Origin of the sequence: Asinibacterium sp. OR53 (assembly GCF_000515315.1) — a bacterium.
Classification (GTDB): domain Bacteria; phylum Bacteroidota; class Bacteroidia; order Chitinophagales; family Chitinophagaceae; genus Sediminibacterium.
The window spans coordinates 2,907,877-2,934,785 of sequence record NZ_KI911562.1; the positions used below are offsets into that span (position 1 = coordinate 2,907,877).

17 protein-coding genes are annotated in these 26,909 nt (G+C 46.7%); 2 read left to right on the forward strand and 15 right to left on the reverse strand.

The features are described from left to right. Positions 1–27: 27 nt before the first annotated feature. The 4 genes from SEDOR53_RS0112925 to dnaE all read right to left on the reverse strand — a co-directional run bounded on the left by SEDOR53_RS0112925 (position 28) and on the right by dnaE (position 6,231). Positions 28–714, reverse strand: coding sequence for a class I SAM-dependent methyltransferase (locus SEDOR53_RS0112925; RefSeq protein ID WP_198018926.1), 687 nt, complete (start codon positions 712–714; stop codon positions 28–30). A gap of 22 nt (positions 715–736) precedes the next feature. Beyond that, positions 737–1,981, reverse strand: a complete 1,245-nt coding sequence (locus SEDOR53_RS0112930; protein WP_304412464.1) for a nucleoside permease — start codon at positions 1,979–1,981, stop codon at positions 737–739. 116 nt (positions 1,982–2,097) lie between these two features. After that, the gene (trxA, locus tag SEDOR53_RS0112935) at positions 2,098–2,415 is read right to left on the reverse strand and encodes a thioredoxin (protein WP_026770106.1); all 318 of its coding nucleotides are present in this window, start codon (positions 2,413–2,415) and stop codon (positions 2,098–2,100) included. 144 nt (positions 2,416–2,559) lie between these two features. Continuing rightward, entirely contained in the window at positions 2,560–6,231 is a 3,672-nt protein-coding gene (gene dnaE, locus SEDOR53_RS0112940; RefSeq protein ID WP_026770107.1) for a DNA polymerase III subunit alpha, read from the reverse strand. 141 nt (positions 6,232–6,372) lie between these two features. On the opposite strand from dnaE, the gene SEDOR53_RS18905 reads away from it, so the two are divergent. Continuing rightward, positions 6,373–7,080 (forward strand): C40 family peptidase, encoded by a 708-nt coding sequence (locus tag SEDOR53_RS18905; protein ID WP_232214775.1) that lies wholly within the window; start codon positions 6,373–6,375, stop codon positions 7,078–7,080. A 1-nt stretch (position 7,081) separates the two neighbouring features. On the opposite strand, the gene SEDOR53_RS0112950 is transcribed toward SEDOR53_RS18905, so the two are convergent. After that, positions 7,082–8,764 (reverse strand): M1 family metallopeptidase, encoded by a 1,683-nt coding sequence (locus SEDOR53_RS0112950; protein ID WP_026770109.1) that lies wholly within the window; start codon positions 8,762–8,764, stop codon positions 7,082–7,084. Between the two features lie 27 nt (positions 8,765–8,791). On the opposite strand from SEDOR53_RS0112950, the gene SEDOR53_RS0112955 reads away from it, so the two are divergent. Continuing rightward, positions 8,792–10,402, forward strand: a complete 1,611-nt coding sequence (locus SEDOR53_RS0112955; RefSeq protein WP_026770110.1) for an ABC transporter substrate-binding protein — start codon at positions 8,792–8,794, stop codon at positions 10,400–10,402. A gap of 7 nt (positions 10,403–10,409) precedes the next feature. On the opposite strand, the gene SEDOR53_RS0112960 is transcribed toward SEDOR53_RS0112955, so the two are convergent. The 10 genes from SEDOR53_RS0112960 to SEDOR53_RS18635 form a co-directional block, all read right to left on the reverse strand. Next, a complete protein-coding gene (locus SEDOR53_RS0112960; RefSeq protein WP_026770111.1) occupies positions 10,410–11,756 on the reverse strand; it encodes a carbohydrate porin in 1,347 nt (448 codons plus the stop codon). 53 nt (positions 11,757–11,809) lie between these two features. Beyond that, a complete protein-coding gene (mgtA, locus tag SEDOR53_RS0112965; protein WP_037326489.1) occupies positions 11,810–14,515 on the reverse strand; it encodes a magnesium-translocating P-type ATPase in 2,706 nt (901 codons plus the stop codon). A 4-nt stretch (positions 14,516–14,519) separates the two neighbouring features. Further along, complete coding sequence (locus SEDOR53_RS0112970; RefSeq protein ID WP_026770113.1) at positions 14,520–14,717, reverse strand: hypothetical protein; 198 nt, start codon at positions 14,715–14,717, stop codon at positions 14,520–14,522. After that, positions 14,717–15,427, reverse strand: a complete 711-nt coding sequence (locus tag SEDOR53_RS0112975; RefSeq protein WP_026770114.1) for an MgtC/SapB family protein — start codon at positions 15,425–15,427, stop codon at positions 14,717–14,719. Before SEDOR53_RS0112975 ends, SEDOR53_RS0112970 begins: the two co-directional genes overlap by 1 nt. 225 nt (positions 15,428–15,652) lie before the next feature. Further along, positions 15,653–16,576 carry an alpha/beta fold hydrolase gene (locus tag SEDOR53_RS18630; protein ID WP_051416642.1) on the reverse strand — a complete coding sequence of 308 codons (924 nt, stop codon included), beginning with the start codon at positions 16,574–16,576 and terminating at the stop codon, positions 15,653–15,655. Positions 16,577–16,616: 40 nt separating this feature from the next. Then, the gene (locus SEDOR53_RS0112985) at positions 16,617–17,984 is read right to left on the reverse strand and encodes a HAMP domain-containing sensor histidine kinase (RefSeq protein ID WP_026770115.1); all 1,368 of its coding nucleotides are present in this window, start codon (positions 17,982–17,984) and stop codon (positions 16,617–16,619) included. Position 17,985: 1 nt separating this feature from the next. Continuing rightward, positions 17,986–18,669, reverse strand: a complete 684-nt coding sequence (locus SEDOR53_RS0112990) for a response regulator transcription factor (RefSeq protein ID WP_198018928.1) — start codon at positions 18,667–18,669, stop codon at positions 17,986–17,988. 30 nt (positions 18,670–18,699) lie between these two features. Further along, complete coding sequence (locus tag SEDOR53_RS0112995) at positions 18,700–20,049, reverse strand: ATP-binding protein (protein WP_026770117.1); 1,350 nt, start codon at positions 20,047–20,049, stop codon at positions 18,700–18,702. Between the two features lie 514 nt (positions 20,050–20,563). After that, positions 20,564–21,763, reverse strand: a complete 1,200-nt coding sequence (locus SEDOR53_RS17960) for a DUF4157 domain-containing protein (RefSeq protein ID WP_037361269.1) — start codon at positions 21,761–21,763, stop codon at positions 20,564–20,566. A gap of 15 nt (positions 21,764–21,778) precedes the next feature. Continuing rightward, positions 21,779–26,896, reverse strand: a complete 5,118-nt coding sequence (locus tag SEDOR53_RS18635; RefSeq protein ID WP_051416643.1) for a DUF4157 domain-containing protein — start codon at positions 26,894–26,896, stop codon at positions 21,779–21,781. Positions 26,897–26,909 lie beyond the last annotated feature (13 nt).

The window sequence follows — 26,909 nt, forward strand, 5'->3', positions numbered from 1 at the left end:
TACACCGATTTGGCGGATAAATAATTTTTAAGCGCTGATCTTAAAGAAATCGTAAAAGTAGTCCGAAGGCTGCAGGCCCAGCCATTCAGCCCGGTTCAATGCAAGATCCTGGTAAGTGAATTGGCTGATTTGTTCCTTATCATACGGAAGAAGTGTTGTTGCCGGTTGTTTAACAATGATGCCTAAACCTTGATCGGCATCCAGAACAAAGCAGGTCAGGTCTTTTCGCTGACTGCGAAAATAAAGGATCGCTTTCCATACATCCCCATTCCAGGTTCCCGGGTAGTTCCATTCCTTAAAAGAACAAGCAGCTTCTGCGCTTAAGGGATTGCAATCATGCAGAACGATTACCGCATTAGGAGCAGCATGATTTAATGTATGCTCTACATCCCTGATCACATAATCGCATTCGTGCATTCCATCAATAAGCGCCAGTTCAATTTTCTTATCCTGGAACAATCTCGGGCCATCTTGCGCAAAAAAATCATCGCTTGTTTTTTCAAAATACTGGTTATAGCGATTATACGGATTCAGCAGGAGTTTTATGGCTTTACGGCCACTCCCGAATACAAAATCGGGATCAACTGCAATCTTGAAATTGCTTTTGATACGAAAAAAAATATGCCCGTTAAAGACCCCGATTTCCAGGTAATTCTTTAGATGACGGTGTTGCATTAAAGATTTCAAAACGAATAAACGGTCCATATTTTTCATAGAGGATTTTTATAACAAGTATTTAGTGATGTTTGCTTGTCTCCATATCCGGGTTGTGTTTGTACCGGAATACCAACGGAAAGAAAATACCAAGCACCAATGCATATCCAGCAAAACTTAACCAGATATTGTGCCAGTCTTTCACACCATTAACAGTAAAATAATCCACTACCCATCCGCTGATGGTACCTCCGAGGAAAGCGCCGATGCCATTGGTCATGAGCATGAACAACCCTTGTGCACTGGCCCTGATGCGTATATCGGCTTCTTTTTCCACGAATAAAGAACCGGAGATATTGAAGAAGTCGAACGCCATTCCATAAATGATCATGGACAGGATCAACAGGTAGAGTCCTGGTCCCGGATCGCCTATAGCAAATAGCCCAAAACGGAATACCCAGGCAAAGATGCTGAGGAGCATGACCTGTTTGATACCAAATTTTCTAAGGAAGAAAGGAATGGTGAGGATGAACAATGTTTCAGATATCTGTGAAATAGATAAGAGCAGGTTTGGATGTTTTACACCGAATGAATCGGCAAAACCGGTTTTGAAATCATCCAGGAAAGCGCCGCCGAATGCATTGGTGATCTGTAATGCTGCGCCCAGCAGCATGGCAAAGATGAAAAAGATCAGCATTTTTTTTCTCCGGAACAAAACGAAAGCGTCCAGTCCCAATGCTTCCGACAAAGTTTTCTTCCTGTCCAATTTCACAGGCGGACATTTCACGATCGTGAAAGTGTACAATCCCAACAGGAAGCCCGCACCGGCGCTTACGTATAACTGGAGTGGACTTTTCGTCCAGCCAAACAGGTCTACCATCCACATGGCACAAACAAAACCAACGGTGCCCCATACACGAACGGGAGGGAAATCCTTCACAATATCAAACCCTTTTTTCTCCAGTATGATATAGGAAACGGTGTTGTTCAACGCGATCGTTGGCATAAATGCCATTGAGTTGAGGAGCATGATGAGATAAAAAGTTCTGTAATCGCTTACGGTAGAAGCCCAGAGCAGCAAGCAGGCCCCTACAATATGGCAAATACCCAATACGCGCTCGGCGTTCACCCAGCGGTCTGCCACAATACCCAATAAAGCGGGCATAAACAAGGAAGCAATACCCATGGTAGCATAAACGGCTCCTACTTCTCCACCGGAAAAATGGAGTGTTACAATCATATAAGCGCCGAGGGATATGAGCCAGGAACCCCAAACAAAGAATTCCAGGAAGTTCATGATGATCAGGCGTGACTTGATATTCATCATGCAATTAGTTTTCGTTAATTAATAAAAAAATAAAACGGGGAAAGATAACGAATAATACATAATACCAAATAAAAAGGCCCCCGAATGGGAGCCTTTCATACAATTTGTAACGGCGATTATAAATGCGCCTGGATCTTTTTATCGAGTACAGATTTGGGTACTGCACCAATTTGTTTGTCTACGATCTGTCCGCCTTTGATGAACAGGATGGCAGGAATGGAAGTGATGCCATAATTCACACTCAGGTTGGGGTTATGGTCTACATTCACTTTACCTACATTGATCTTGCCTGCATAGTCTTTCGACAACTCTTCAATAACGGGTCCGATGGCACGGCAAGGTCCACACCATTCTGCCCAAAAATCTACTACTGTCAATTTATCGCTGTCCAGTACGGTTGACTGGAAATTAGCGTCTGTTAATTCTAATGCCATATACTGTTTGTTTTTTTAGGTATTGTTACCTTATTAGGATGTCAAATTTAGCTCCAAATAGCCGTTTATGCAGTTTTGACTTTTCCACGGGTGTGATTAATGACGTTGCAACAGCAAAACTGACAGGGCGTCGGGACTGGTGCATTACCCTGCAAGCCCTACATTCACCTCTAAATCCTGGTTATTGAGCAGGAACTCAGCCATTTCTTCGTTCATCCTGAAGCCTTTATCGAAAGATATCAGGCTCACTTTCAGGTTTTCCCTGGGCTCATAAATATTGAACCGGAGGGCGGTTTTCCCAGGGAAATTGCGAACGTTCTGGTCTACAAACCGGACAAAATCGGGCGATATGGCTGCTGCGTGGGCATTGATCTCCAGGCTCCGGGTCATGGTTTCTTTTACCGTTTCCAGTAACGACATCACGGTGATCTTGAATTCAAACTCGTTTGCTCTTCCGAACCGGGGCCTGAAGAAACCGGTCAGCAGCAGGTTCTGTCCTTTTTCCAGGTAGTTCTGGAATTTGATATAGTCTTCACTCCACAAAATGAAATCTGTTTTACCACTGAAATCCTCTATCACGAACGAGCCGAAATTCTTACCGGTTTTAGTAACACGATGCTGCACGTCGATCACCAATCCTGCTACGCGCAAACTCTTACCGGGGTTGGCTTGTAGCTGCAAGGTATCCTTGATCTCATTGAAATCACTGATCTGCGTAATGCCGTAATATTTCAATTCAAATTTGAAATGATCGAGTGGGTGTCCGCTCATGAACATGCCCGTTACTTCTTTTTCATGATCCAGTAACTCCGTCAGTGTCCAGGGTTCGGATGGAAGTATCTTGGGTTTCGCTACTTCCATCGATTCGGCCAGTTCGCCGAAGAGGGTATTGGATGAACTCGCCTGGCTTTGTGAAGCCTGTCCGTACATGATCAGCCTTTCCAATCCCGAGAGCCGGTCTCCATCGGGTATCTTGAAATACTGCGCCCTGTGCAATTCCGGAAAACAATCGAAAGCGCCTGAATAAGCCAGGCTTTCCAATGATTTCTTATTGACTGTTCTTTGCAGTATCCGCTTCACAAATTCATAGATATCGGAATATACCCCATTTTTACTCCGTTCCACAATGATGGTCTCCACCGCAGCTTCGCCAACACCTTTGAGACCTCCCAGTCCAAAGCGGATCTCCCCGCGTTTGTTCACGGCAAAGCCTTTAAGTGATTCATTAATATCGGGCCCCAATACCTTGATACCCATTCGTTTGCATTCCTCCATAAAGAAGGTGATCTTCTCGATACTGCCTGCGTGGTTGAGTACGGCAGCCATGTATTCGCCGGGATAGTGGGCCTTCAGGTAAGCGGTCTGGTAAGCTACAAAAGCATAGCAGGTAGAGTGCGATTTGTTGAACGCATATTGCGCAAATGCTTCCCAGTCGGTCCATATTTTTTCGAGCTTATCGGCGGGGTGTCCTTTGGCGGTGGCACCGGTAATGAACTGGGCTTTCATTTTATCCAGTACCGATTTCTGTTTTTTACCCATCGCTTTCCGTAATACGTCGGCATCTCCTTTGGTGAAACCTGCCAGGCTCTGGCTCAGCAGCATCACCTGCTCCTGGTAAACGGTGATACCATAGGTTTCGGCGAGGTACTCCTTCATATCATCCAGGTCGTACGTGATGGCTTCCCTGCCATGTTTACGATCGATGAAGTTGGGGATATAAGCGATGGGACCCGGGCGGTACAAGGCGTTCATGGCAATGAGGTCATCGAACTTATCGGGCTTGAGTTCGCGCAGGTATTTTTGCATGCCCACACTTTCAAACTGGAAAGTGGCATTGGTTTCTCCGCGTTGATACAACTGGAAAGTCTTTTCATCATCCAACGGAAGTTCGTCCAGGTCTATAGAAATATTGTGGTTCTCTTTGATGAGTTCCAGCGCCGTTTTCAAAATCGAAAGGGTTCTCAATCCGAGGAAGTCCATCTTGATTACGCCTGCATCTTCAATGATACTGCCTTCGATCTGCGTTACCCACAAACTGGAATCTTTGGCAGTGGCCACAGGAAGCAGTTCTGTAAGGTCTTTGGGGGCGATGATGATACCTGCGGCGTGGATACCCGTATTACGCACCGATCCTTCCAATCGCTCGGCTTCTTTCAACACCTGTGCCCTGATATCGGTGCCGTTGTATATCTCCCGCAGTTTCTTGACGTTCTCAATATCTTCCTGCTGGTAGGCTTCTTTTTCTTCGAGTGATTTGGGGCCTTCTTTGATAGTGATGGGCGCTTTCAATACACGGCCCAGTTCCGTACCCGGTTTATCGGGTACCAGCTTGGCCAGCATATTACTTTCGGCAAGCGGAAGATCCAATACACGCGCCACGTCCTTGATACTCATCTTGGCAGCCATGGTACCATAGGTGATGATCTGCGCTACCTGCTCTTTACCATATTTGTCTACAACATAATCGATCACTTTCTGTCTTCCTTCATCATCAAAATCCGTATCGATATCGGGCATGCTCTTACGGTCCGGATTGAGGAAACGCTCGAACAGCAGGTTGTATTTAATGGGATCGATATTGGTAATGCCAATGCAATAAGCTACCACACTTCCCGCAGCAGAACCACGTCCCGGGCCTACAAATACACCCAGCTCGCGGCCTGCTTTGATGAAATCACTTACGATCAAAAAGTACCCGGCAAAACCCATGGTCTTGATGGTGAACAATTCAAAGTCAATGCGCTCCTGTGTGCTGGGAGCAATATCTGTATACCGTCTTTTAGCGCCCTCCATGGTAATATGCCGCAGGTATTCCCACTGGTTCAGGTTGGCATCTTTGTGTATCTGGAATTCGGCAGGGATAGGGAAGGCAGGCAGCAGTATGTCTTTCTTCAGGTTCAGTATTTCCACCTTGTCAACAATCGCATTGGTATTGTCGAGCGATTCGGGAATATCGCTGAATAACTGCTGCATTTCAGCCGTGGTCTTGAAATAAAACTGGTTGTTGGGAAATTTAAAACGGCGGTTCCGTATCTGCACATCATCATTCACAAAATCATCAAAACCAGGTGTGCTTTGCTTTTCGCCTGTGTTGATGCAGAGCAGGATATCATGTGCATTGGCATCGTCCTGGTCAACATAGTGACTGTCGTTCGTGGCAATCACCGGCACTTTGTATTTCTTTGAGAACTTGAGCAGGGTTTGGTTGATCAGTTCCTGTTCTTTGATGTTATGCCGCTGGAGTTCTATATAATAATCCTCTCCGAACATATCCAGCCACCATTTGAATTCCTGTTCTGCCTTTTCTTCACCATCGTGCAGGATGGTTTGCGGAACATAAGCGCCGATGCAACAAGTGGTAGCGATCAGTCCTTCGTGGTATTGTTCAATCAGTTCTTTATCGATACGTGGGTACTTGCTGTACATCCCTTCAATAAAACCCAAAGAAGTGAGCTTTACCAGGTTGGCGTAACCCGTTGCATTTTTGGCCAATAGTACCTGGTGGTAGCGTTCATCTTTTACATCTTTGGTGAATACTTTCGCATGCCTGTCGCGCACCACATAGAATTCACAACCAACGATGGGTTTTACCACGGGCTCCACAATATCTTTTCCGTTGGCATCTTTTCCCACCACTTTGGTATTTTTCCAGGCCTGGCTTACAAAGTCAAAAACACCGAACATATTACCATGATCCGTAATGGCAAGCGCAGGCATCTGATCATTGGCAGCTTTTTTGTAGAGGCTGCCAATAGCCGCTGCGCCATCGAGCAAAGAATATTGAGTATGAACGTGTAAATGAGAGAATGCAGCCATATCTACAAAGGTCGTAAAAACAGGCCGTACTGCCCTGATTCCAGTTATCCACAGGGGTGCAGGAATGGGAGAGAATGTTAAAAAGTTATGCGCATCGGAGCCGGCATCGGATTCAGGACATTATATTGCAAATCACCTACTATGAAATTACCATATATAACCATATCATGCCTGCTCGTTTTTGTTTTCAGCAGTTGTAAATCCCTCAGCAAGCTGGGGGCTAAAGACGACTCTGTAGCCAAAACCAGCAATGCCGCCAGGAGATCCGGCCAGCCTCAATTCATTGACCAGATAGAGGTAACGCCCGGCTCGGCGGTCACCACCCGTCATAAAACCAGCACTACCACCTCTAAACGCAACACTACTACCGGTGCAGAACGCATGCCGGGCTATGGATTGTCTTCTGTTGAAATTGAAAAAGCCAACTGGCTGCAGTTGAAATATGCGGTGATGATCGATGCAACTGTGGAGCAACTGACCAATATTCCGTTATTGGAAACGATTGACAAATGGTGGGGCACCAAATATTGCCTGGGCGGAGCTACCGATAACTGTATCGACTGTTCTGCCTTTACACAGATCGTCATGCGGGATGTATACAAACACAATCTTCCCCGCACCGCGCAGGAACAATACGATGCCTGCGAAAAAGTACAGCTGGAAGACCTGAAAGAAGGCGACCTGGTATTCTTTCATACCAGCGGCCGCAGCATTTCACATGTAGGTGTGTACCTCCTCAATAACAAGTTTGTTCATGCCGCCACCAGCGGCGGCGTTATGATCAGCGACCTGAACGATAAATATTGGCAGCCGAAGTACAGGGGCGCGGGCAGGTTAACCGACAACTGATTCAATTATCCGTTGCTTTTTGCACTTTAACGTAGAACAGTTTTTCTATGTTTTCCGGTTTCCAGTTGGCAGCATTTTCATTGCTTAACTGCAAATTGGTAAAGCTACCTGTTACTGGTTTAATCAACTGTGCCTGGTTGCCGGTGCCCGCCCATAGGGGGAGGTTAAATCCGTCCATACAATTACTCCAACGGAATGAGACCTGCACACCATCCTGCTTGTATTCCAATACAGGTACCTGTGTAGTGTGCAAATACTGGTTGAATATCTTATCCAGTCCGAACCCGGTAAAGCTTTCCATCGCTTCGCGGATATCATCTGCCGTTACTGTTTGATGATAAAATTTCTTGTTGAGGAAACGCAGCATGTTCCTGAATTTTTCATCATCGTGCATGGCATTGCGAATGCTGTGGATCATGTTAGCCGCTTTGGGATACATATCGCCGCTGCCTTCTTTGTTAACACCATAAGGACCTGTTATGGGTACATCATTGCGGATAACGCGGCGTATGCCGTAATTGTATTCATTGGCTGCCTGCAAGCCGTATTCACATTCGGTAAAAAGCGTTTCTGAATAATTGGTAAAGCCCTCATGTATCCACATGTCGGCAATATCCTTGCTGGTGATGTTGTTGCCAAACCATTCATGCCCGCTTTCGTGTACAATGATGAAATCCCATTTGAGTCCCCAGCCGGTACCGGAAAGGTCTCTTCCCAGGTAGCCATTTTTAAACTGGTTGCCATAAGCTACTGCACTCTGGTGTTCCATGCCCAGGTGTGGCGACTGTACCAGCTTATAACTGTCTTCATAAAAAGGATAAGGGCCCATCCAGTGTTCAAAGCAACGCAACATTTTCGGCGCCTGTTTGAATTGTTCTTTTGCTTTTTCCAACTCGTAGTCCAGTACCCAGTAATCGCAATCGAGCGGACCTTTTTCGCCGTTGAATGTTTCATGCCAGGTAACATATTTACCTATATATGGGATGATGTCGTAATTGTTGATGGGGTTTTTGACATCCCATTTATAAGTAACCATGCCTTTGCTGTGGCTGATCCTGCTGATCAACCTTCCATTACCTACCGCTACGAGTGTATCGGGAACAGCGATGTTGAGCGTAGCTCCTTCATCAGGCTCATCGCTCTGGTGGTCTTTGCAGGGATACCATACGCTGGCGCCGAGCCCCTGGCAGGCCACACTCATCCAGGGTCTGCCCAGTTTATCGGTCTGGAATATCCATCCACCATCCCATGGTGGCCGTTTGGCAACGCGCGGGTTACCGTGGAAAACAAGCGTGAGTGTTTGAACGCTGCCTGTTTTCAATTCTCTCGGGAAACTCACATAATACACGTTACCATCGCGACGAAGCGGCAAGTCTTTGTATGCGGCGGTATACGCTTTTGATAGTTGCATAGGCTCCTGCAGGTCTATCTGCATGGTCTTACCGGGTGCCAGCACTTTGAAACGGATCTCCGTTTTTCCTTCTATATATTTAGATGCGAAGTCGGGCGCTACGCCAATCGTATAATGCAATACATCCCACCAGGCCCTTTCAGGTGTGATGCTTCCGCGAAGTGTGTCGGCCCGGGTAAAGACTTCTTTGGAGGAAAGTGGTGTTTGCGCCTGCATGGAAATGACGGTGACCAAACCAATCATGAACAGGAACTTGTATTTTGCATTATTCATTCGCTAAAAGTACGGTATTCAGAAAAAATGAGAAACTGTCTGGTCCTTTGTTTATTACTGGCTTCCTGTATGCATCACCGGCAGGCAGCCAGGCAAGTATTTTATTACAATGAGTCTACCGGTATTGCCACACTGGATCCGGCTTTTGCCAAAAACCAGGCCATCATGTGGCCTGTGCACCAGCTCTACAATACATTGGTGGAAATAGACAGCGGACTGAATATCATTCCTTCTGTTGCGAAGCGTTGGGATATCAGTGCCGACCGATGCACTTATACTTTCCATTTGCGCAACGATGTTTTCTTTCACGATAATGAAGTATTCCCCGGAGGCAAAGGCAGAAGGGTAGTGGCAGCGGATGTGGCATACAGTTTCAACAGGATCATCGACCACCAGACTGCCAGCAGCGGGGCCTGGATATTCAATGGCCGTATCAATACAAACAATGGTTTTGTTGCGGTGAATGATTCTACTTTTCAGTTAACGTTGGTACGGCCTTTCCATCCCATCATGGGTATTTTAAGCATGCAGTATTGCAGCATTGTTCCGAGGGAAGTAGTAGAGAAATATGGAAAAGATTTTGGCAGGCATCCATGCGGCAGCGGCCCCTTCGTGTTCAAATCATGGGATGAAGGAGAAGCGCTGGTGTTATTGAAGAATGCGCATTATTGGGAAAAAGACAGTGGCGGTCATGCATTGCCTTATCTCGACGCTGTCAAGATCAGTTTTTTTGATAACAAAGCCACGGAGTTCCTGCAGTTCAGGCAGGGCGGACTGAGTTTCATCAATGATATCGATCCATCATTCAAAGACGAAATACTGACTAAGAAAGGAGCGCTGCGTGCTCAGTGGGCATCAAAGATCCAATTGAAAAAACACGCTTATCTCAATACAGAATATTTTGGCATTTTATCGGATGAAGAAAACCCGCTGGTACAACAATCGCCCACAAAAATGAAAGCCATAAGGCAGGCCATGAATTACGCGCTCGACCGGCAGAAGCTGATGATGTACATGCGCAATTCGATTGGTATTCCCGCAGAAGCGGGTTTTGTACCGGGCGGGTTACCATCGCACAATACTGAACTGGTAAAGGGTTATCCTTATGATCCTGTGGCAGCAAAAAAATTATTGAATGAAGCAGGCTATCCCGGTGGCAAGGATTTACCGGTGATGAAGCTGCTTACCATTCCCATCTATGCAGATATTGCCAGTTTTGCTGCGCGGCAATGGGAAGAAGTGGGCATTCGTGTACAGGTGGAAGTGATACAAAAAAGTTTGTTGCTGGAGCAGACTGCTAAATCACAGGCTTTGCTGTTTCGCGGAAGCTGGATTGCCGATTATCCCGATGCCGAGAATTATATGGCGATGTTCTACAGCAAGAACCCGGCGCCGCCCAATTATACACGTTACCGGAATCCTGCTTTCGATGCCTTGTATGAAAAGGCTTTGCTCGAAACCAATGATTCATTGCGCTATGTTTTATACCGGCAAATGGACCAGCTAGTGATCAACGATGCGCCCGTGATCCCCATCTGGTACGATATGGCCATTCACTTAGTGCAAAACAATGTGAGCGGTTTTGCACCGAATGCACTGAACTTGCTGGAACTGCGCAGAACGGTGATCAGAGAATGAGTTACACTTAAAACTCTATGTGGCCACGTACACCGAATACATGCACAGGCCCCCTGTCTTTGTTATAACCCGGGTTGTTCACAAACTGGTAATTCACACTCAACCAGAATTGTTTTGACAGGCGTGCATTGTAAAATGTTTCTACAATGGCTTCCTTTCCGTAATTCAGGTTACCGTCACCAATGATGAAACCATAGCCACCTGCTTTGAGAAAAGCGCGGTGCTCGTCTGATAGACCACTCACAACTGCTGCAAGTCCGAATACGTCTTCAGGTCTTTCCCACCTGTTTCCTTTAAGGGATAAGCCCAGACAAAAAGTACGGTCGATTTCAGTGAAAGCCCATGTGGCATATTTACCATCATTCCAGCCGATCCGCGAAAAAATACCCAGGTCTTTGGTAATTTCCTGGTCGGCACTTACGCCCCAACCAAATTTTTTTCCTCCATAAGAAGTGTTTTCACTATCGCCTGAAATAACGGATAACAGAAAGGCATCGCTGTTGGCAACCGCTTTCAAACCGCTTTGATAGGAAGGGGCTTTGGAATGTGTATTGCTGAGGATCAGGCGTACACTACCCGGATGCTTACGAACTGTCCATTTACGCTCATATTCAAAAGTCTCTGAATGCGCCCTGCTCATATCATACTCCATTTTGGAAGCATTGGCAATCCTGGGAACAGCAACAGTGGATAACCTGATCGCCCATCGGGGTTTGATCAACTCCACAACCACACCCATGGTATAACCCCTTGTATTGGCAGGATAATCCCAGGCGCCATTTGCCCAGATGGCCCAGTTAGAGAATTGGGAACGGGGGCCTTTGCTGTAAGCATTGTCATCATAAAAATCACTGATCGCATATTTCCCTGCTGTAATGGTAATGCGGCTGTCCGGAATTTTATCGGCTACCTGGTTTACATCATCTGCCACATCAACATATTTTGCATCGGCCAGGGGGAAATGTTGTTGCAGATAAGCCCTGGCAATAAAAACTTGTGGTTTAACAGCTCCCACACGATAGGTTTCGCCATTCAATGCACCTGCTACTCCCTGGGCAAAACTGAGTCCATTACCGCCCGATATTTCCGGGTTGAAATAGAGTGCAGCGCCTTTCCACAATTTTCTTCCCAGGAACAGGGTAGAGGTGAGGCTGGTAGCAATGGGTTCAACAGTATCTGCCAGGCTTTTATCTCCGCTGTAAGCAGCATGGAATCCCGCATGCTTTTGCGCAATCACAGTCAACTGAAAATGACTACTCCATTTGCTTTTTTTACTGGTATCTGTATTTTCCTGTGCTTTTGCATGTGTTACGAAACCTGTTATCATAGTAAACAATACAATCAATTTTTTCATGCCAGTCTTTTTTCTGTTTAATAGTTCGGTTTGATTCGTCGTACATCCTTTCATTACAACCATTGGTGGAATTTCTTTATGTACCAGTTTTTAACTGCTTGTGTGAGCAAACAATAACTGGTGAGGATCAATACCAGCCATGGGAAATAGACAAATGGAACCGGCTGCAGCTTCAATGCTGCGGCAAATGGGGTGAACGGAAGTACAATGCCAATGAGCATGATAATGGAAGTCAATGCCACCACCGGTGCAGCCGCCCAGCTTTGTATGAAAGGAATTTTACGGGTTCTGATCATGTGCACGATCAATGTTTGGGAAAGCAGCCCTTCTATAAACCATCCGCTCTGGAACAATGATTGGTGTTCCGGCAAATTGGCTTTAAAAAAGAAAAACATGAGTGCGAAAGTAGCGTAATCGAATATGGAACTGATGGGTCCGATGAAAACCATGAACCGTGATATGCCTGAAGCATCCCATTTTTTGGGCTTTTGCAGGAACTCTTCATCCATTTTGTCCCAGGGAATGGATACCTGCGAAATATCATACAGGAGATTCTGTACCAGCAATTGTACCGGCAGCATAGGTAAGAAGGGGAGGAAAGCACTGGCTCCCAACATGCTGAACATGTTACCGAAATTACTGCTCGCAGTCATCTTGATGTACTTGATGATGTTTCCAAAAGTTCGCCGGCCGTAGATCACTCCTTTCCTTAATACCATCAGGTCTTTTTCCAGTAAAATGATGTCCGCACTTTCTTTGGCAATGTCCACCGCTGTATCCACGCTGATGCCTACATCTGCGTCTCTTAAAGCTGCCGCATCATTGATGCCATCGCCCATGAAACCAACCGTATGGCCTTTTGCCTGTAATACTTTTACCACCCTGGACTTTTGCATGGGGCTCAGTTTGGCCAGTATGGCTATATCATCTATCTGGTTCTGCAATGCTTCGTCGGTCATTTTTTCCAGGTCGCTGCCCAGCATGATCCTATCGAAAGAAATACCTACATCGCGGCATATCTTCTTGGTCACCACTTCGTTGTCTCCGGTAAGTACTTTTACACTTACACCCAGCTTCTGCAAGGCTTCGATAGATGTTTTGGCAGATGGTTTGGCCGGATCGAGGAAGCCGATGAAGCCGGTTAGGATCATGTCTTTCTCGTCTTCCACAGAATAGGTGAGTGCCCTGTCATCGAATTCGCGGATGGCTACCAGTAACACACGCAGTCCTTCTTCGTTCAGCCTTTTGGATGTACTCAATACAATGGAGCGCATCTCTGCATCCATAGGGATCACCCTGTCTGATTCTATATGCAACTGCCTGTTTTCACCCGGATCAAAAGCCCTGTTGCACAGGTCCAGCATTTCTTCCACGGCTCCCTTGCATATGAGCAGGTGTTTGCCATTGCGCTGTTTCAACACAACCGACATGCGCCTGCGCTGGAAATCGAAAGGTATTTCATCTACTTTCAGGAAGTGGTCTTCCACTTTTAAATAATCGTGAAGTTCTGCGTGTTCCAGCACAGCCAGATCCAGCAGGTTTTTCAAACCTGTTTGGTGATAACTGTTCAGGTAGGCCCATTTCAATACTTCTTCATCTTCTTCTCCAAACATGTTCAGGTGACGTTCCAATACGATCTTATCCAGGGTCAGCGTACCTGTTTTATCGGTACAGAATACATCCATGGCGCCTATGTTCTGGATGGCATTCAGGCGTTTAACGATCACTTTACGTTTGCTCATATTCACAGCGCCCTTGGCCAGGTTGGCTGTAACGATCATGGGCAACATCTCAGGTGTTAATCCCACCGCTACGGCAATGGCAAACAGGAGGGCTTCCATCCAGTTGCCTTTCATCAATCCATTGATGACAAGAATGAGCGGCACCATCACCAGCATGAAACTGATGAGCAGGTAACTCACTTTGTTCACGCCTTTATCGAAACTGGTTTCAGCCCTTTTGCCAATGATCGATTTGCTTAATGAGCCGAAATAAGTCTGGTTACCGGTGGTAACCACGATAGCAGTGGCTGTACCACTCACTACATTCGTTCCCATAAAGCAGATATTATCCAGTTCCTGTGGCGACTTCTTATCAGCATCACGGATGGGAATATTTCTTTTTTCTACGGGCAATGATTCGCCGGTGAGCATGGCCTGGCTTACAAACAGGTCTTTCGATTGGATAATACGGCAATCGGCAGGGATCATGTCGCCGGCAGAAAGCAGGATAATATCACCTGGTACCAGGCTTTTGATATCCACTTCTGTTTTGCCTTCCGGCCGCCTGATTACAGTGGCCGTGGTTTTTACCATGCTCTTCAATTGTTCTGCTGCCCGGTTGCTCCTGTATTCCTGTACGAAACGCAGCAGGGAACTCACCATTACCATCACACCCACCATGATCACCGTTTTGTATTCTTCTTCTCCAGGCTTGGCCATCCATACATCCATGATGAATGAAATGATGGCAATCACCACCAATATGCCAATGAACGGGTTCACGAACGCCTGCATCAATTGACGGAACCAGGAAGGAGCTTTTTCGTGCTGCACTTCATTCAAACCAACGGTTTTGAGCTTATCGGCCACCTGTGCATCGCTCAACCCGGCGTTGTTACTTTCCATGATATGGAAAAAATAGTCGCTGTCGTTGCTGCTCACGAGCTTGAGTTTCTGAACAGCGCCTTCGTTGATCCCATTTCCATTGATAGAAAAATGAAACCTGTTCCTGATATTATCTTTTACGGTGGAGAGCATGCGGTTATTTTTTTGTTTTCTTTTTGCTTGTGAAATTCAGTACGATGATAACGAACAGCAATGCCGATAATACGATAATGCTATACTTGAGTACCGGTATACCGTTCATCGGATGTTTGTACCATGCCAGGTTCATATCCGTTAAGAATACCAACACAGCTACCAGTAGAATGGCTTTGAGCCAATTAAAGTCTGTTTTCATTATACATCGGTTTGTTGTCCTGTAACCTCCCAGCTTACTTTCATAACGTCTCTTTCTATGGTAAGCCGGCTGGCTACTTTTTCTATCAATACTTCCTGTGGTGACAATGTTTTGATCTCAGCGGTAATGATGGCATTGGATGGATCGCCATTATCGCTGCTGGTCAGGGAACGCAGCAGCAGCCTGTCGTCATTACCCAGGTACTGCATGAGCAATACCCGGAGATGGTTCTCCACTTCCTGTTTGCATTTGATGGTAAACAGGTATTCGGTTTGCGTATCTTCTGAAGGGGTAAATGAAAATTTGCTCAGCTTGTTGCCCAATGGACGCAGGAGCAAGTGTGTGAGTACCACTGCTGTAGTCAGCACCGCTGCCTGAACAGGCAATCCTACTCCGGCAAGGGAGCCTACTGCTGCAGAACACCAGATGGTGGCGGCTGTATTCAGTCCCTGCACACTCATGCCATCTTTCATGATCACACCAGCGCCCAGGAAACCAATGCCTGTTACAATTTGTGATGCCACACGGCTCGGGTCGCCACTGGAACCGGTGAGAGAAAGCGACAACAGGATGAATGCAGCGGCGCCTGTACTTACCAGGGTATTGGTTCGGAGGCCGGCGCTTTTTTGGCGCCATTGACGCTCAATTCCAATAATAGCACCCAATACATGTGCCAGGGCGAGTCTTAAAGTAAAATCCAAAACGCTCATTGCTGTTCATTTGTGCAGCCATCATATTCCAAACTGCACAGCAAAAGCGGGGCAGGTTAGGAGGGATGGCTACCGTTTAAAGAATAGGGGTCTGCATCCATTGGTGGGTCGGTTTGTTTTTGACAGCACAAAAGTAATTATCTCTTGATAAAAAGGCTGTTAGAGTGCTTTTAGAAATTTATTAGAAAAAAATTAGAGGGTTGATATATGAGGCTGGAAATGATATCATTCCTTCAAAAAGGAAACAATCTTGGGGTTCACTAATTCCGGCCTTTCCAGAAAAGGCAAATGCCTTGCATCATCTACAGGAAAGAAGTCAACTTTTATGTGATTTCGAATGGAATCGCTGTATTGAAAGGGCACGGTCTGGTCGTCTTTTCCCCAGATTAATAATATCTTTTTGTTCAGTCTGCCGAGGCGATCATAGTTGGAAACGATGGTATCGCGCAAATAATTCTTTCTTGTCGATAACAATGCGTGCCGGAAACCTTTGTATTGCATCTGCACTCGATACCGGCTTACCCAATCGGGAAATTTTTCCGGGTATTTAAAATCTTCCAACTGACCGGCAGCCTGCTTTTCATGATTCAATGCCATTTTATAGTTGGTTACTATTTCCAGCTCTGCGCTATTGGCAAAAGAATATACAGGGTCAGCCAGGATGATTTTATCAACCATTTGCGGATAATGCACAGCAAAATCAGCAACCACCGCACCACCAAATGAAACGCCTGCCAGATTTACCGGGGCTTTCAGGTGCAGCAAAGAGATCAGATCCAACAACTGCGTCCTGTAGAGTACCGGGGTGTAGGCAGCATCTGGCCTGTCTGAAAACCCTCTGCCAAATTCATCATAACGGATCACATGAAAACCTTGTTTTACCAAACTGTCATAGGTGCCATCCCAGATATAATAGGGTACACTGAACCCATGAACCAGTATAACCGTTTTGCCGGTATCGGCACCATCTGATTGATAATGCGTGACGCCGCCGCTCAATTGGATGAATTGGCCACCCGCATTTTTTCTTGCTGCCTCATTCATCGTTTGGGTTTCAGGATTGTTCGAATAAAACTTCAACCCCCAATAGCCGCCTGTCAACAAAATGACCAGGAGTATTACAAAAAAAATCTGCTTGAGCTTTTTCATATAGTTAAGATAGGAAGGTTTCGTTAGTTGATATCAAGCACTAAATATGTGGGATTTCAATGGTAAAAACCGTGCCTTCACCCACACGGGAATGCACGCTCAGGTCACCATTGTGCAGTTTGATGATCTTTTGTGTTAACGGAAGGCCGATGCCGTTTCCATCGGTGAATTGTTTGTTCTTTCCCCTGTAAAAAGGAGTAAAAATATGTGCCAGCTCATCGGCTGGTATTCCTATACCTGTATCGGCAAAATGCAGGATCACATGTTGCTGATCATACGAGATAGAAGCAGTAGATTGTTTATTCGCCGAAAATTTACAGCCGTTTTCCATTAGGTTACTGAAAGCTGCTTTCAGCAGGTATTCATTACCCTGCACTGAAACGAAATCATCGTTTTCGATCTCTTTTTCAAAACGGATATTGATGCTCACACCAGGCTGGTTGTGCAGTACATCGTTGCGTGCGTCGAGTAATACTTCGTCTATCCGTAATTCTTTGAACGCTATTTCAGTTTGATCATAACTGGCTTTTGCCAGGTCGAGCAGGCTGTTGGAAAGGCGGATGATCTTCTTGGTATCACCGATGATATGTGTGATCGCCCCCTTGTATTCTTCGTTGCTCCTTTCTTTCGATGCAGTCAGTTGCAGCTCTGTAAGCATGGCAGTCAGCGGCGTTCGCAATTCATGGGAGATATTCGATACAAAATGTTTCTGGGCATCGAATGAATTTTCCAGGCGGTTGAGCATTTCATTGAAGGTGATGGCCAGGGAGGCGATCTCATCTTTCCGGTTACCTTCGGCTACCCTGAAATCGAGGTTGGTAGCCGTGATGGTCTTCACCTTATCTACCATGGTGGCCACCGGCTTGAGCGACTGCCGCGCAAAAAACCGGCCGGCCAAAAAGATCAGCACAATGGCACCTACAAATACAACCAGCAACGTATTACGCAAAGACGCCAGTTTGGCCAGGCCGTTGCCATCCTTTGCCGCTGCAGTGACCACGTAAGTGTGATCCTGGCGTGTATAAATGAATGCTACCACCTGCATGTCTTTTACATAGAACCGGAGTTCTTTCTGTGCAATGGCCTGGTCGATCATAGTGCGGGTTTCTTTCACTTTATCGATATCTACCGCATCGTGGTACAATAAATGAAACCCTGTATCGTAAATAGCTACTTCTTCCTGGAATAAAGGATCGGGGGTGTTCTTGTAAATCAACTGTAATACCCCCGGATCGATTTTCGTATCAAACAGCAGGTTGGCTTTGATGGTAGCTTGCTGTTTAAGCCTTTTGTAATATTCATCTTCCCTTGTTTGAGAGAAAGAAACATACACGATCAGTGCAAAAGCCAGCAAAATGGCTGCTGCCAGTGCAGTGAACAATAATGTTAGCCTGGTCCTGATCTGCATGTTATTCTTTTTTGAAGATGAACCCGAGTCCCGATTTGGTATGGATCAATTTGGTATCGAAGTCTTTGTCGATCTTTTTCCGCAGGTAGTTGATATACACATCGATGAAATTGGTACCGGTGTCGAAAGCAGTATCCCAAACCTTTTCAGCGATCTCTGCTCTGCTCAGCACCCTTTCAGGGTTTTGCATCATGTATTCGAGCAACTTCAATTCCTTGGGCGTCAGCTCAATTTCTTTGTTGTTTCGTTTTACAATTTTGGTATGCATGTTCATTTCTATATCGGCATACCGCAATATGAATCCCTGCACCTGGTTGTTGGAAGCGCTTCTTTTCAGCAATGCCCGTATCCTTACCAGTAATTCCCGCAGTTCAAAGGGTTTTACCAGGTAATCGTCGGCACCGGCATCAAATCCTTCTACTTTATCGTCGGTGGTGCCAAGGGCTGTGAGCATGATAATGGGAACATCGGGCTTAACGCTCCTGATCTCTTTGCACAGGTCGATTCCATTCAGGTTGGGTAGTATGATATCGGTGATAATGATATCGTATGACCTGTTAACAGCCAGTTTTTTTCCCATCAAACCATCATAGGCAGCTGTTACTTCAAATCCCTGTTCTTCCAGCCCCTGCTTGATCAATGCTGCAATACGCTGGTCGTCTTCTACCAAAAGCAACTGAATCATGTTCGCCATTTAATGAACACAAAGGTAATTTTAAAAAGACTTCTCTTCTTTCAGGAACTCTTTTTTCACGCCTTCGAGTAGGTCTGATTGCAATAGCGTGCCATCACCACGGGCATAGCTTTGCAAAGTGGCAAACTGTACGGCATTCAGGATGGAAGCACCCGTTAGCTCGAACTGATCAGCCAGTTCAAGGAGGTTCACAGATGTATCGTGTTGCAAGCCTGCAGGCATTGTTTTTTTCCAGAGATGGTGCCGTTCGGCGGTATTGGGCATGGGGAAATGTACTACAGAATGAAAACGACGCAGGAAGGCTTCATCGAGGTTATTCTTGAAGTTGGAGGCCAGGATGAGCAGACCAGGATAATCTTCCACACGTTGCAGGAGATAGCTCACTTCCTGGTTGGCGTATTTGTCGTGCGAGCTTTGAACACTGGTTCTTTTGCCAAAGAGTGCGTCGGCCTCATCGAAGAATAATATCCAGTCTTTACTCTCTGCTCTTTTGAAAACGGCTTCCAGGTTCTTTTCCGTTTCACCAATGTATTTGCTTACGATCTGTGATAAGTCGATGCGGTAAACATCTTTGCCGAATTCTTTACCCAGCAGTGCGGCTGTTAACGTTTTACCGGTTCCCGACGGCCCATAAAAGAGCACACGGTAACCGGGTTTGATCTTTCTTCTCAAGTTATTGTCCTCCGCAAAACGGTGATGGTGATTGAGCCAGGTGCTGATGTCTTTTACCTGTTGCATGGTGCGCGGATGCAGTACCACATCGTTCCATTCCATGGCCGTAATGATTTGTTTGGCGGGGAAGTCGAGCCCATAACGTGGTGCCGACTCACGACCGAATAAGATGCGTTCTATATTTTCCTGCGGCAACACGATTCGTCCGCTCATTACCGGTTCGCCTTCTTTGACCGGTTCCAGCCATAAAATACCCTGGCGGTAAAAGAAATGTGTTTCACGGAAAAGTTCCTGTAGTTGCAGTCGTTTTTCCATATCATCTCCGGCTATAATGAACTGGATCGTTTCACCGGTAGGCAACATGCCTCGATGATTAGCCGCTTTTACACCGCCAAATTCGGGGAAATCGCCACCGGAGGGCAGGTGTGTTACGATCAGGGATTCAAAAAAATTAGGATACACATGGGGCGCCAATGTTAACATGACCACGAGCCATTCAGCGTATTCCTGCAAGGGGATAAAAGAGAGCCAGCCTTTATTTGGTGGTTCATTTTGATATTGTTCTTTGAGCCAGGCAACCGGGTCGAAAGAGCCGTTGTCGAAATACGCCTGCAAACGCAATCCGATCAGGGTTTTGCAATGATCCAGGGCAATCCTCAATGATGGTACCGTATTGTTATGGTTTAACTGGTAGATCACAGGTTGTATTTTACGTTAAGGTACTGCATTATATGCTAAACTATTATGTACAACGATCCGGGTATGGGGTTAGGTTGCAGCGCGTTAATAATTGTTGGCTGACTTCATCGGGCTCATAAATAACTGGTTTCCAACAGTTGGCCGGGTACTCGGGCTTCATATGCTGACGATTTCCGCGAGTTGGCCGGGTTTCTCGGCTTCATGTGCAGATGACTTCCGCGAGTTGGCCGGGTTTCTCGGCTTCATATGCAGATGACTTCCGCGAGTTGGCCGGGTTTCCCGGCTTCATGTGCAGACGACTTCTGCGAGTTGGCCGGGTTTCCCGGCTTCATGTGCAGATGACTTCTGCGAATTGGCCGGGTTTCCCGGCTTCATGTGCAGATGACTTCTGCGAGTTGGCCGGGTTTCCCGGCTTCATGTGCAGATGACTTCCGCGAGTTGGCCGGGTTTCCCGGCCACAGTGTAGAAAGCGTCCGCGAGTTGGCTGAGTTTATGGGCTTCATAGGCAGAGATATTATTTCTTCTGTTGTTTTTTAGGCGATGGGGAAGCAGGGGCTTGCGGCTCCTGGCAATCAATGTCTATTGTAGTATTGAAAGGGTCCAGCGCATCGCTCTGTGCGTTGGCCGCAGCAATGCGGCTGGCATCGATACTGTTGTGCAAGGGGAGGAGCGCATCGCTCAATCCCTGGTCTGTATGACACGCAGTTACCGTAAACGGTGTACGGACTGTTCCATTATATGTATTGAATGCCGCCACATGCTGTCTTTCGTGCGGCATCAATACGTTATTGATGAAATGTTGTACGCGCAACCGCTGACAGGGTGTGAGTCCGGACGGCATAACAGGCGGCGCAATAACCGGATGCGCATGGAATACCGATATCATGACACCACTCATGGTAGCGCAGGGTGCAGACCCACAATTACTGCAACCTGTTGCGCGGGTGCTGGTGGCGCTGGTTGTTGTAAAAGTCCCATGATCGTAATTGGCGGTCGTTTGCGCACTAACATCTACCGTAGCACTGCCATTGTTGGTTTTATTACCGGTAAGCGTTCCCTTACCTGAAACCGGTCTCAAAGCAGTCTTATCATCGTCTTCATGGATCACCGGATTCACTTTGCGCATGATGGCTCCTGCCTGCTGCACCACATGTGTTAATTCATGTGCAAGCAGTTTTTTCCCTTCGTATGTATCCGGTGCATATTGGCCTTCTTTGAATACAATATGATTGCCCACTGTATAGGCTTTTGCATTGATGGCTTTTGCAGAATCGGAGGCTTCCTTTTCCGTATGGATGGCCACCTGACTGAAATCAACGCCCATACGTTGCTGAAAAAAATGCTTTGTGGAAGCCGGAAGCGGACTGCCTTTGCCATTGAGCGAATGGACATAAGAAGCTGCACCGCCTGAGGCAGTAGCAGCTCCATCAGCTTGCCGGTGCAACTTTTTATCGTCTTCTTCTTTTTTATCCGTTTCGCGATGCACGGTTTTATCCTCTTCCTTTTTATCATCGCTCATACGCTGTACTCTTTCCTCTTTCTCGCATTCAGCGCATTTTCGTTGCACCTGCTGTGTTTGCGGCTGCGGCTGGAAAAATCCATCATGATCAGCGCCGCTGAAAAAACTTTGTTCCTGGGTATTCTCTTTTTTAAAGAACTTGCCCTCATTGGCAGTGATGGATCTGCGTCTGCGTCTTTTAAAAATGGTTGCCATAATTTTAAAATTTATTTAGAAAATCCAATTTACACTTGACAATCCTCTTCTATAAGCACTTATTCGGTTCGATTGTGCCTGGGTAGGACTCAGTGCACTAATAACTTCAGGATCAAAAGATAGAACGTCCCTTCCAAAAACTTCCGATGCAAGCGCTCTTTCCATTTGACGATAATAGGCATAACCGCTTGACGGTCTCCTTGCCCTTAAAATATCAATCATATCTCTTGTTACTGTTGACATATTGACAATGAAATACTGAACATCTGCATCAGTTAAAGCCAGATTAATATTAAAGCCTACATTTTCAGGGGGGTCAATGCCCGCACTATATGTTTTTTGCTTTGTAGGGTCCTCAACCCATTGATTATTTTGATATTTCATCGCACCGGCCTGTGCTGAATACCTGTTCGGGAACAGAGAATTATAAATAGGCCGGTAAGTCACCGAAGCCCGGAGCCAAACAGGTAACCCCGAATTGTAATATCCTTTTAAATCGGTCTCCAAAGCATCTTTGTACTCATTATTTATCAAAGTAGGTGTAGGAATTAAATTAGAATCGGCAGCAATACCACCTACTTCTCTGTTCAGTATATGGAACCTTACCCACCTGCTGCTCAACTGCAGGCCTGTTAATATCCTCCACGCATCAACCAAATTTGCATCTGTTGGTTCGGTTCCATCAACATGGTTTTTAGGTATGGCAACACCGGCAGCTGTGGTACCGCCTTTGTAAACATATCTCGCAGAGAATGACCCGGCTTTGGCATTTAAGAATCCGGGATTGAATTCAGCGGCAGGAACCATTTCTTGTGTACCGCCTGGTTCAATTTCTTTTATGACGCCAATAATTTCTACAATCATTTGCGGGATCCTCGGATTTGAATTGTTTGCTGCTTTGGCGCTATTCATTAATGTTTGTAATCCTTGGAGTAAATTCCTTCCATGTGTGATCTTTCCTAGTTTAGTATTCTTATCTGTGGTAGTCATGGTTGAGGACGCAGTGATAGCGGCTTCCTGTTGGTTAAAGAAAGTAGCAACGTCTACAGGAGAACTTTCAATAATCAGTGTTGGTGCCTGCCCGGAATCTCTTATATATATGGTATGATTTGTTCCATTATCCGTAGCAAATCTTTCCCTGAATCCTAACCAATCAAGCACTGCTGCTACCGCACTTCTTCCCGCAGCCATCAACCGCTCGAATAAAGCGAAGCCTGTATCCACAGCCCGGTTCACCAGCCATGTCACAGCCCTGTCTACCAACTGCCTTGCAGCCCCGATGAGCTCGGCAATGCGGTGTCCAACGCCACTCAAACCTACCTGGTTAGCAAGGAATCCGATGACGATGGGCATGGCCCTGTCGAGACTGTTCTCCAGGAAGTCGGCCGCACGCCGGGTGTTGCCGCTCGCTATTTCTACCACGCCTTCTACAAACGAATTCACCACCGTGAGCATTTCTCGCAGGTAACGGATGAAAGATTGTACAGCCCTGTACAAAGCAATCGCACTGTTGATCACGGCCATGATACCCGTAGGGTCCAGCATACTCAGCAACCTGGCTACCACACGGTTTACGATCTGCTCCATGATCCAATTCTTCACAGCATCCAATATGGTATTCCACAGGTTGCTCAATTGCTCCTGTATCCTGTCCCAGATAGCCGCAATACCTCTTTCTTGAACATCTCTTATGAAAGTCCATATACCTTCGAGTGTATTGATCATGCTGCGTATGCGCGCCACACGTTGTGGTCCTATCCGCGGGTGTTCCGACAATTTCTGCCAGATGGTTTCCATGCTCAACCCCAATACCTGCAATACCCAACTAATGATGCCTCGCAGAGAGAAGTCTTGTGGCGCCGGTACATTGGCATCGCGTAATTCACTCATCAACCAGCCCGTGAGTCCATTCAGTAAATGCCTGAGGATATTATTGAAGAACTGTGTGAATCCTTCCTTGATGGCGCGCAGCAGGTTTTTGAGGAAGCCTACCGGATCGCGCTTGATCATTTCAAAAGCCTGCATGGCTTTGGTGATGATATTGCTGATAAGATCGGTGGGGAAATTCATCACCTGCAGGATCACTTCCACCACAATTTTGACAATCTCTACTACAAAGGCAATGAGCCGGCCAATGGGTTCTCCGAATGTAGCCACGATGCGCCTGAAAGCATCGATCGGGTGGATGAGATCGTTCAGGCTCATGGAATGCCAGAGATTGCTGAACAGTTGTACAATGCCGGCAGGCGTCATGTTAAGCCGGTCAACCGCTGCATTGATGCGTTGCGTGGTTCGGTCGATGGCGCCGGATTCTTTCAGTTGGTTGAACTGTTCCAGTCCGCCTTCCATCAGGCTCATGAATCCGCGGATGATGTTTTCCATTGTGCGCGGAACGACCTCATCTGTGAAAGGATCTTTGCCAATGATCACGGTGAGCAACTGGTATCCGCGCACTGTTCTTGCCCAGTTCGACAACCTGCGCAGCAATACTTCTTTGATGAAACGCAATATCACCACCGCAGTATCGCGCACAAAATTCCATACCTGCTGTATCGGCGGCGCAAATATGTTGTAAATACGATTGAAGGTGTCGATGGGATGCATGAGGCTTTCGATGGACACAAAATCCCATATCGATGCAATGCCCGCCCTTATCTGTTCATAGGCATTACTGAATACCGTTATGCCGCGATCAATCCACGCTGCGATCCGTTGGAAAGTGCCGGTGTCCTGCATCTGGCGTCTTTGCTCTCTTCCTTCTTCACCGCCCAGTTCCAGCAATGCGTTGAGGATATTCGTTCCATTCTTCGCTACCTGCTGGTGCGTGATGGGGTCTTCTCCCAATATCACGCAGAGCAGGGGATAAGCCGTGGTATGTTCACGTACAAAGGAAACCAGTTGGTTCAGCAGGAAGCGTTTGACAATAGAAAGTAATTCACTTGCGGCATTCTCTGCAAAACGCACAATACTGCTGATGGTGTCGTGGATAATATTACCAATGCGTTCGAATACGCGTTGTGGACTGCCCAGATCATCCAACGACAAGCTTGACCAGAAATTTTCAATACTGGTAATAATGCGGTGTACAACAGATACGATGTTGGCTATCTGTTGATCTACCCATGCTTCCGCATCGGTGAGTGCACCCAACTCTTCCAGTTTCTGGTGCAATAACCGGCCACCCGGCATAATATCGAATGCCGCTTCTATGAAATTATGACCATTCCTTTCAACTACTTCATTGGTGATGGGGTCTTCACCCAGTACCACCCGCAATGCGCGATAACCTGGAATAGCCATTGCAAAATCGCGTGCCTCTCTTAATAGGATGCGTTTGCCGGCTTCAAGTCCCTGCGATACAAGATCGCCCACTGCATTCGATACGGTTGACCATGCATCACTCAACCAGGAGCGCTGCACTTTGGGTTCAACTGTTTTCAATTGTACCGGTACAGGCGTGCGTTTTTCTTCTTCCTCTTTGTGCTCTTCCTCTTTCTGTTGCACCGGTTCTTCTTTGGCTTGCACAGCGGAAGGTTGAACAACTGGTGGTGCATGTGTTAACCGGCCGCTCTCGTTCACCTGCCAGTTACTCAGCGGCTCCTGTTTGGCTTGCAGGTGTACTTCTTCGGTCATTTCTCTTTCAGGCTCGGGGCCGTCCTGCATTTTCCTGTTCACATGGAATAATTCCTGTCGCAGTTCGCGCAACGTTTTGGGTTTGCTTTCTGCGGCCTGTTCGCCTGCACCCAGTTCTCCATTCTTCATCATCAATGGATCGAAGAAGCCTGTCCATTCGGCGAGAGGATGGTCTTTTACCTGCACTTGTCCGCCCAGGTTGTCTTCACCGGCCGTATTACCATTGACTGTTGTAACCGTATCGCCACTTGATTTTTCAACGATGGCGTAATGGGAAAACCTGTCGCGGTAAGCAATATCACCTGCTTTGGGATGGTAACCGGGAGGATAAGCTGCGTTCAGGTCTATATTATGGCCGCCCAATATCCAGGGCTTCAGGGGCACGCCGCCTTTATGGAGCGACCAGAACACGAATATGCCACACCAACTGGGCATAGCATCTCTTTGATAAGGTCCACTCGCAGGGCGTGGATTAGCGGGCGGCAGTCCATTAACCCTTCGTTGTTTCTTTATATCTTGTTCCGCAACGGCACCCTGCACCATAGCAGCGCCTTGCGGCAATACTTTATCGGCTCCGAGTGTTGTTTTGAAATATTCTACTAGCCGTTCCCAACCGGTGCGGTATCCATCAGGACCTTCTTTATCGGCATTTACTTTGCCTACTTCCGATTTGGCTTTGGCTACGGCATTATTCAATTGCGAAGGAACAGGCCGGTCAGACGCTGTTCGTTGTAAGATGGGTTTGCGCGCAACAGGATGAGCGTTGGATGCAACAGATTTGCTGGCGCCTTGTTGGATAGTATGTGTTAATTCATGGGCAAGCAATAATCCACCTGCCCCTGTATCGGGTGCATATTTACCGGTATTGAAATAAATATCGTTACCGTGTGTGAATGCCTGTGCCTGTATATTGCTGCTCAGTGATTCTGCTACGGCGCCGGTATGAATGCGCACTCCGCTGAAGTCGGCGCCAAACCTGGTTTCCATGTACTGCCGTGTAGAACCGGGCAAAGCACTGCCTCCTCCTTTGGAGTGGGCCAGTTGTTGTTCAAAACCTGTTACTGGAGTTGGCGGTGCGCGGCCGTGTCTTTGCAGTAAAGCTGTTTGTATCACTTCAGTGTCGGAAGTATTACCCTCTTCTTCTTTACACTGTATAGCTGTTATAGCCGGTGTTTCCAGTTTGGGATGGAGTTCTTTTTTTTTGTCGTCTGCCGCTGTTTTTCGCTGTACTTCGTTGTCTTCCTGTTTCAGTTGAGGTGTTGCCGTATCAGGCGCGCGCATCACATGGTCTGCTACTGCATCAGCTTCTTTTTCATGGGGGTCATCGGGACTGCTTACCGATAATTTGGGTTGTATGAAACTTCCGCCGTTGAAAAATGAGGGCGTTTCCTGTGTTCCGAAAAAAGAAGACTCTTCCGCTTTCCTGAAAAAACTACCGGCAGCTCCTTGTTTAGGAGCTGATGACGCGGTCTTTGATGTTTTTTCAGCAGTTGAGAACATACGATCAACGCAG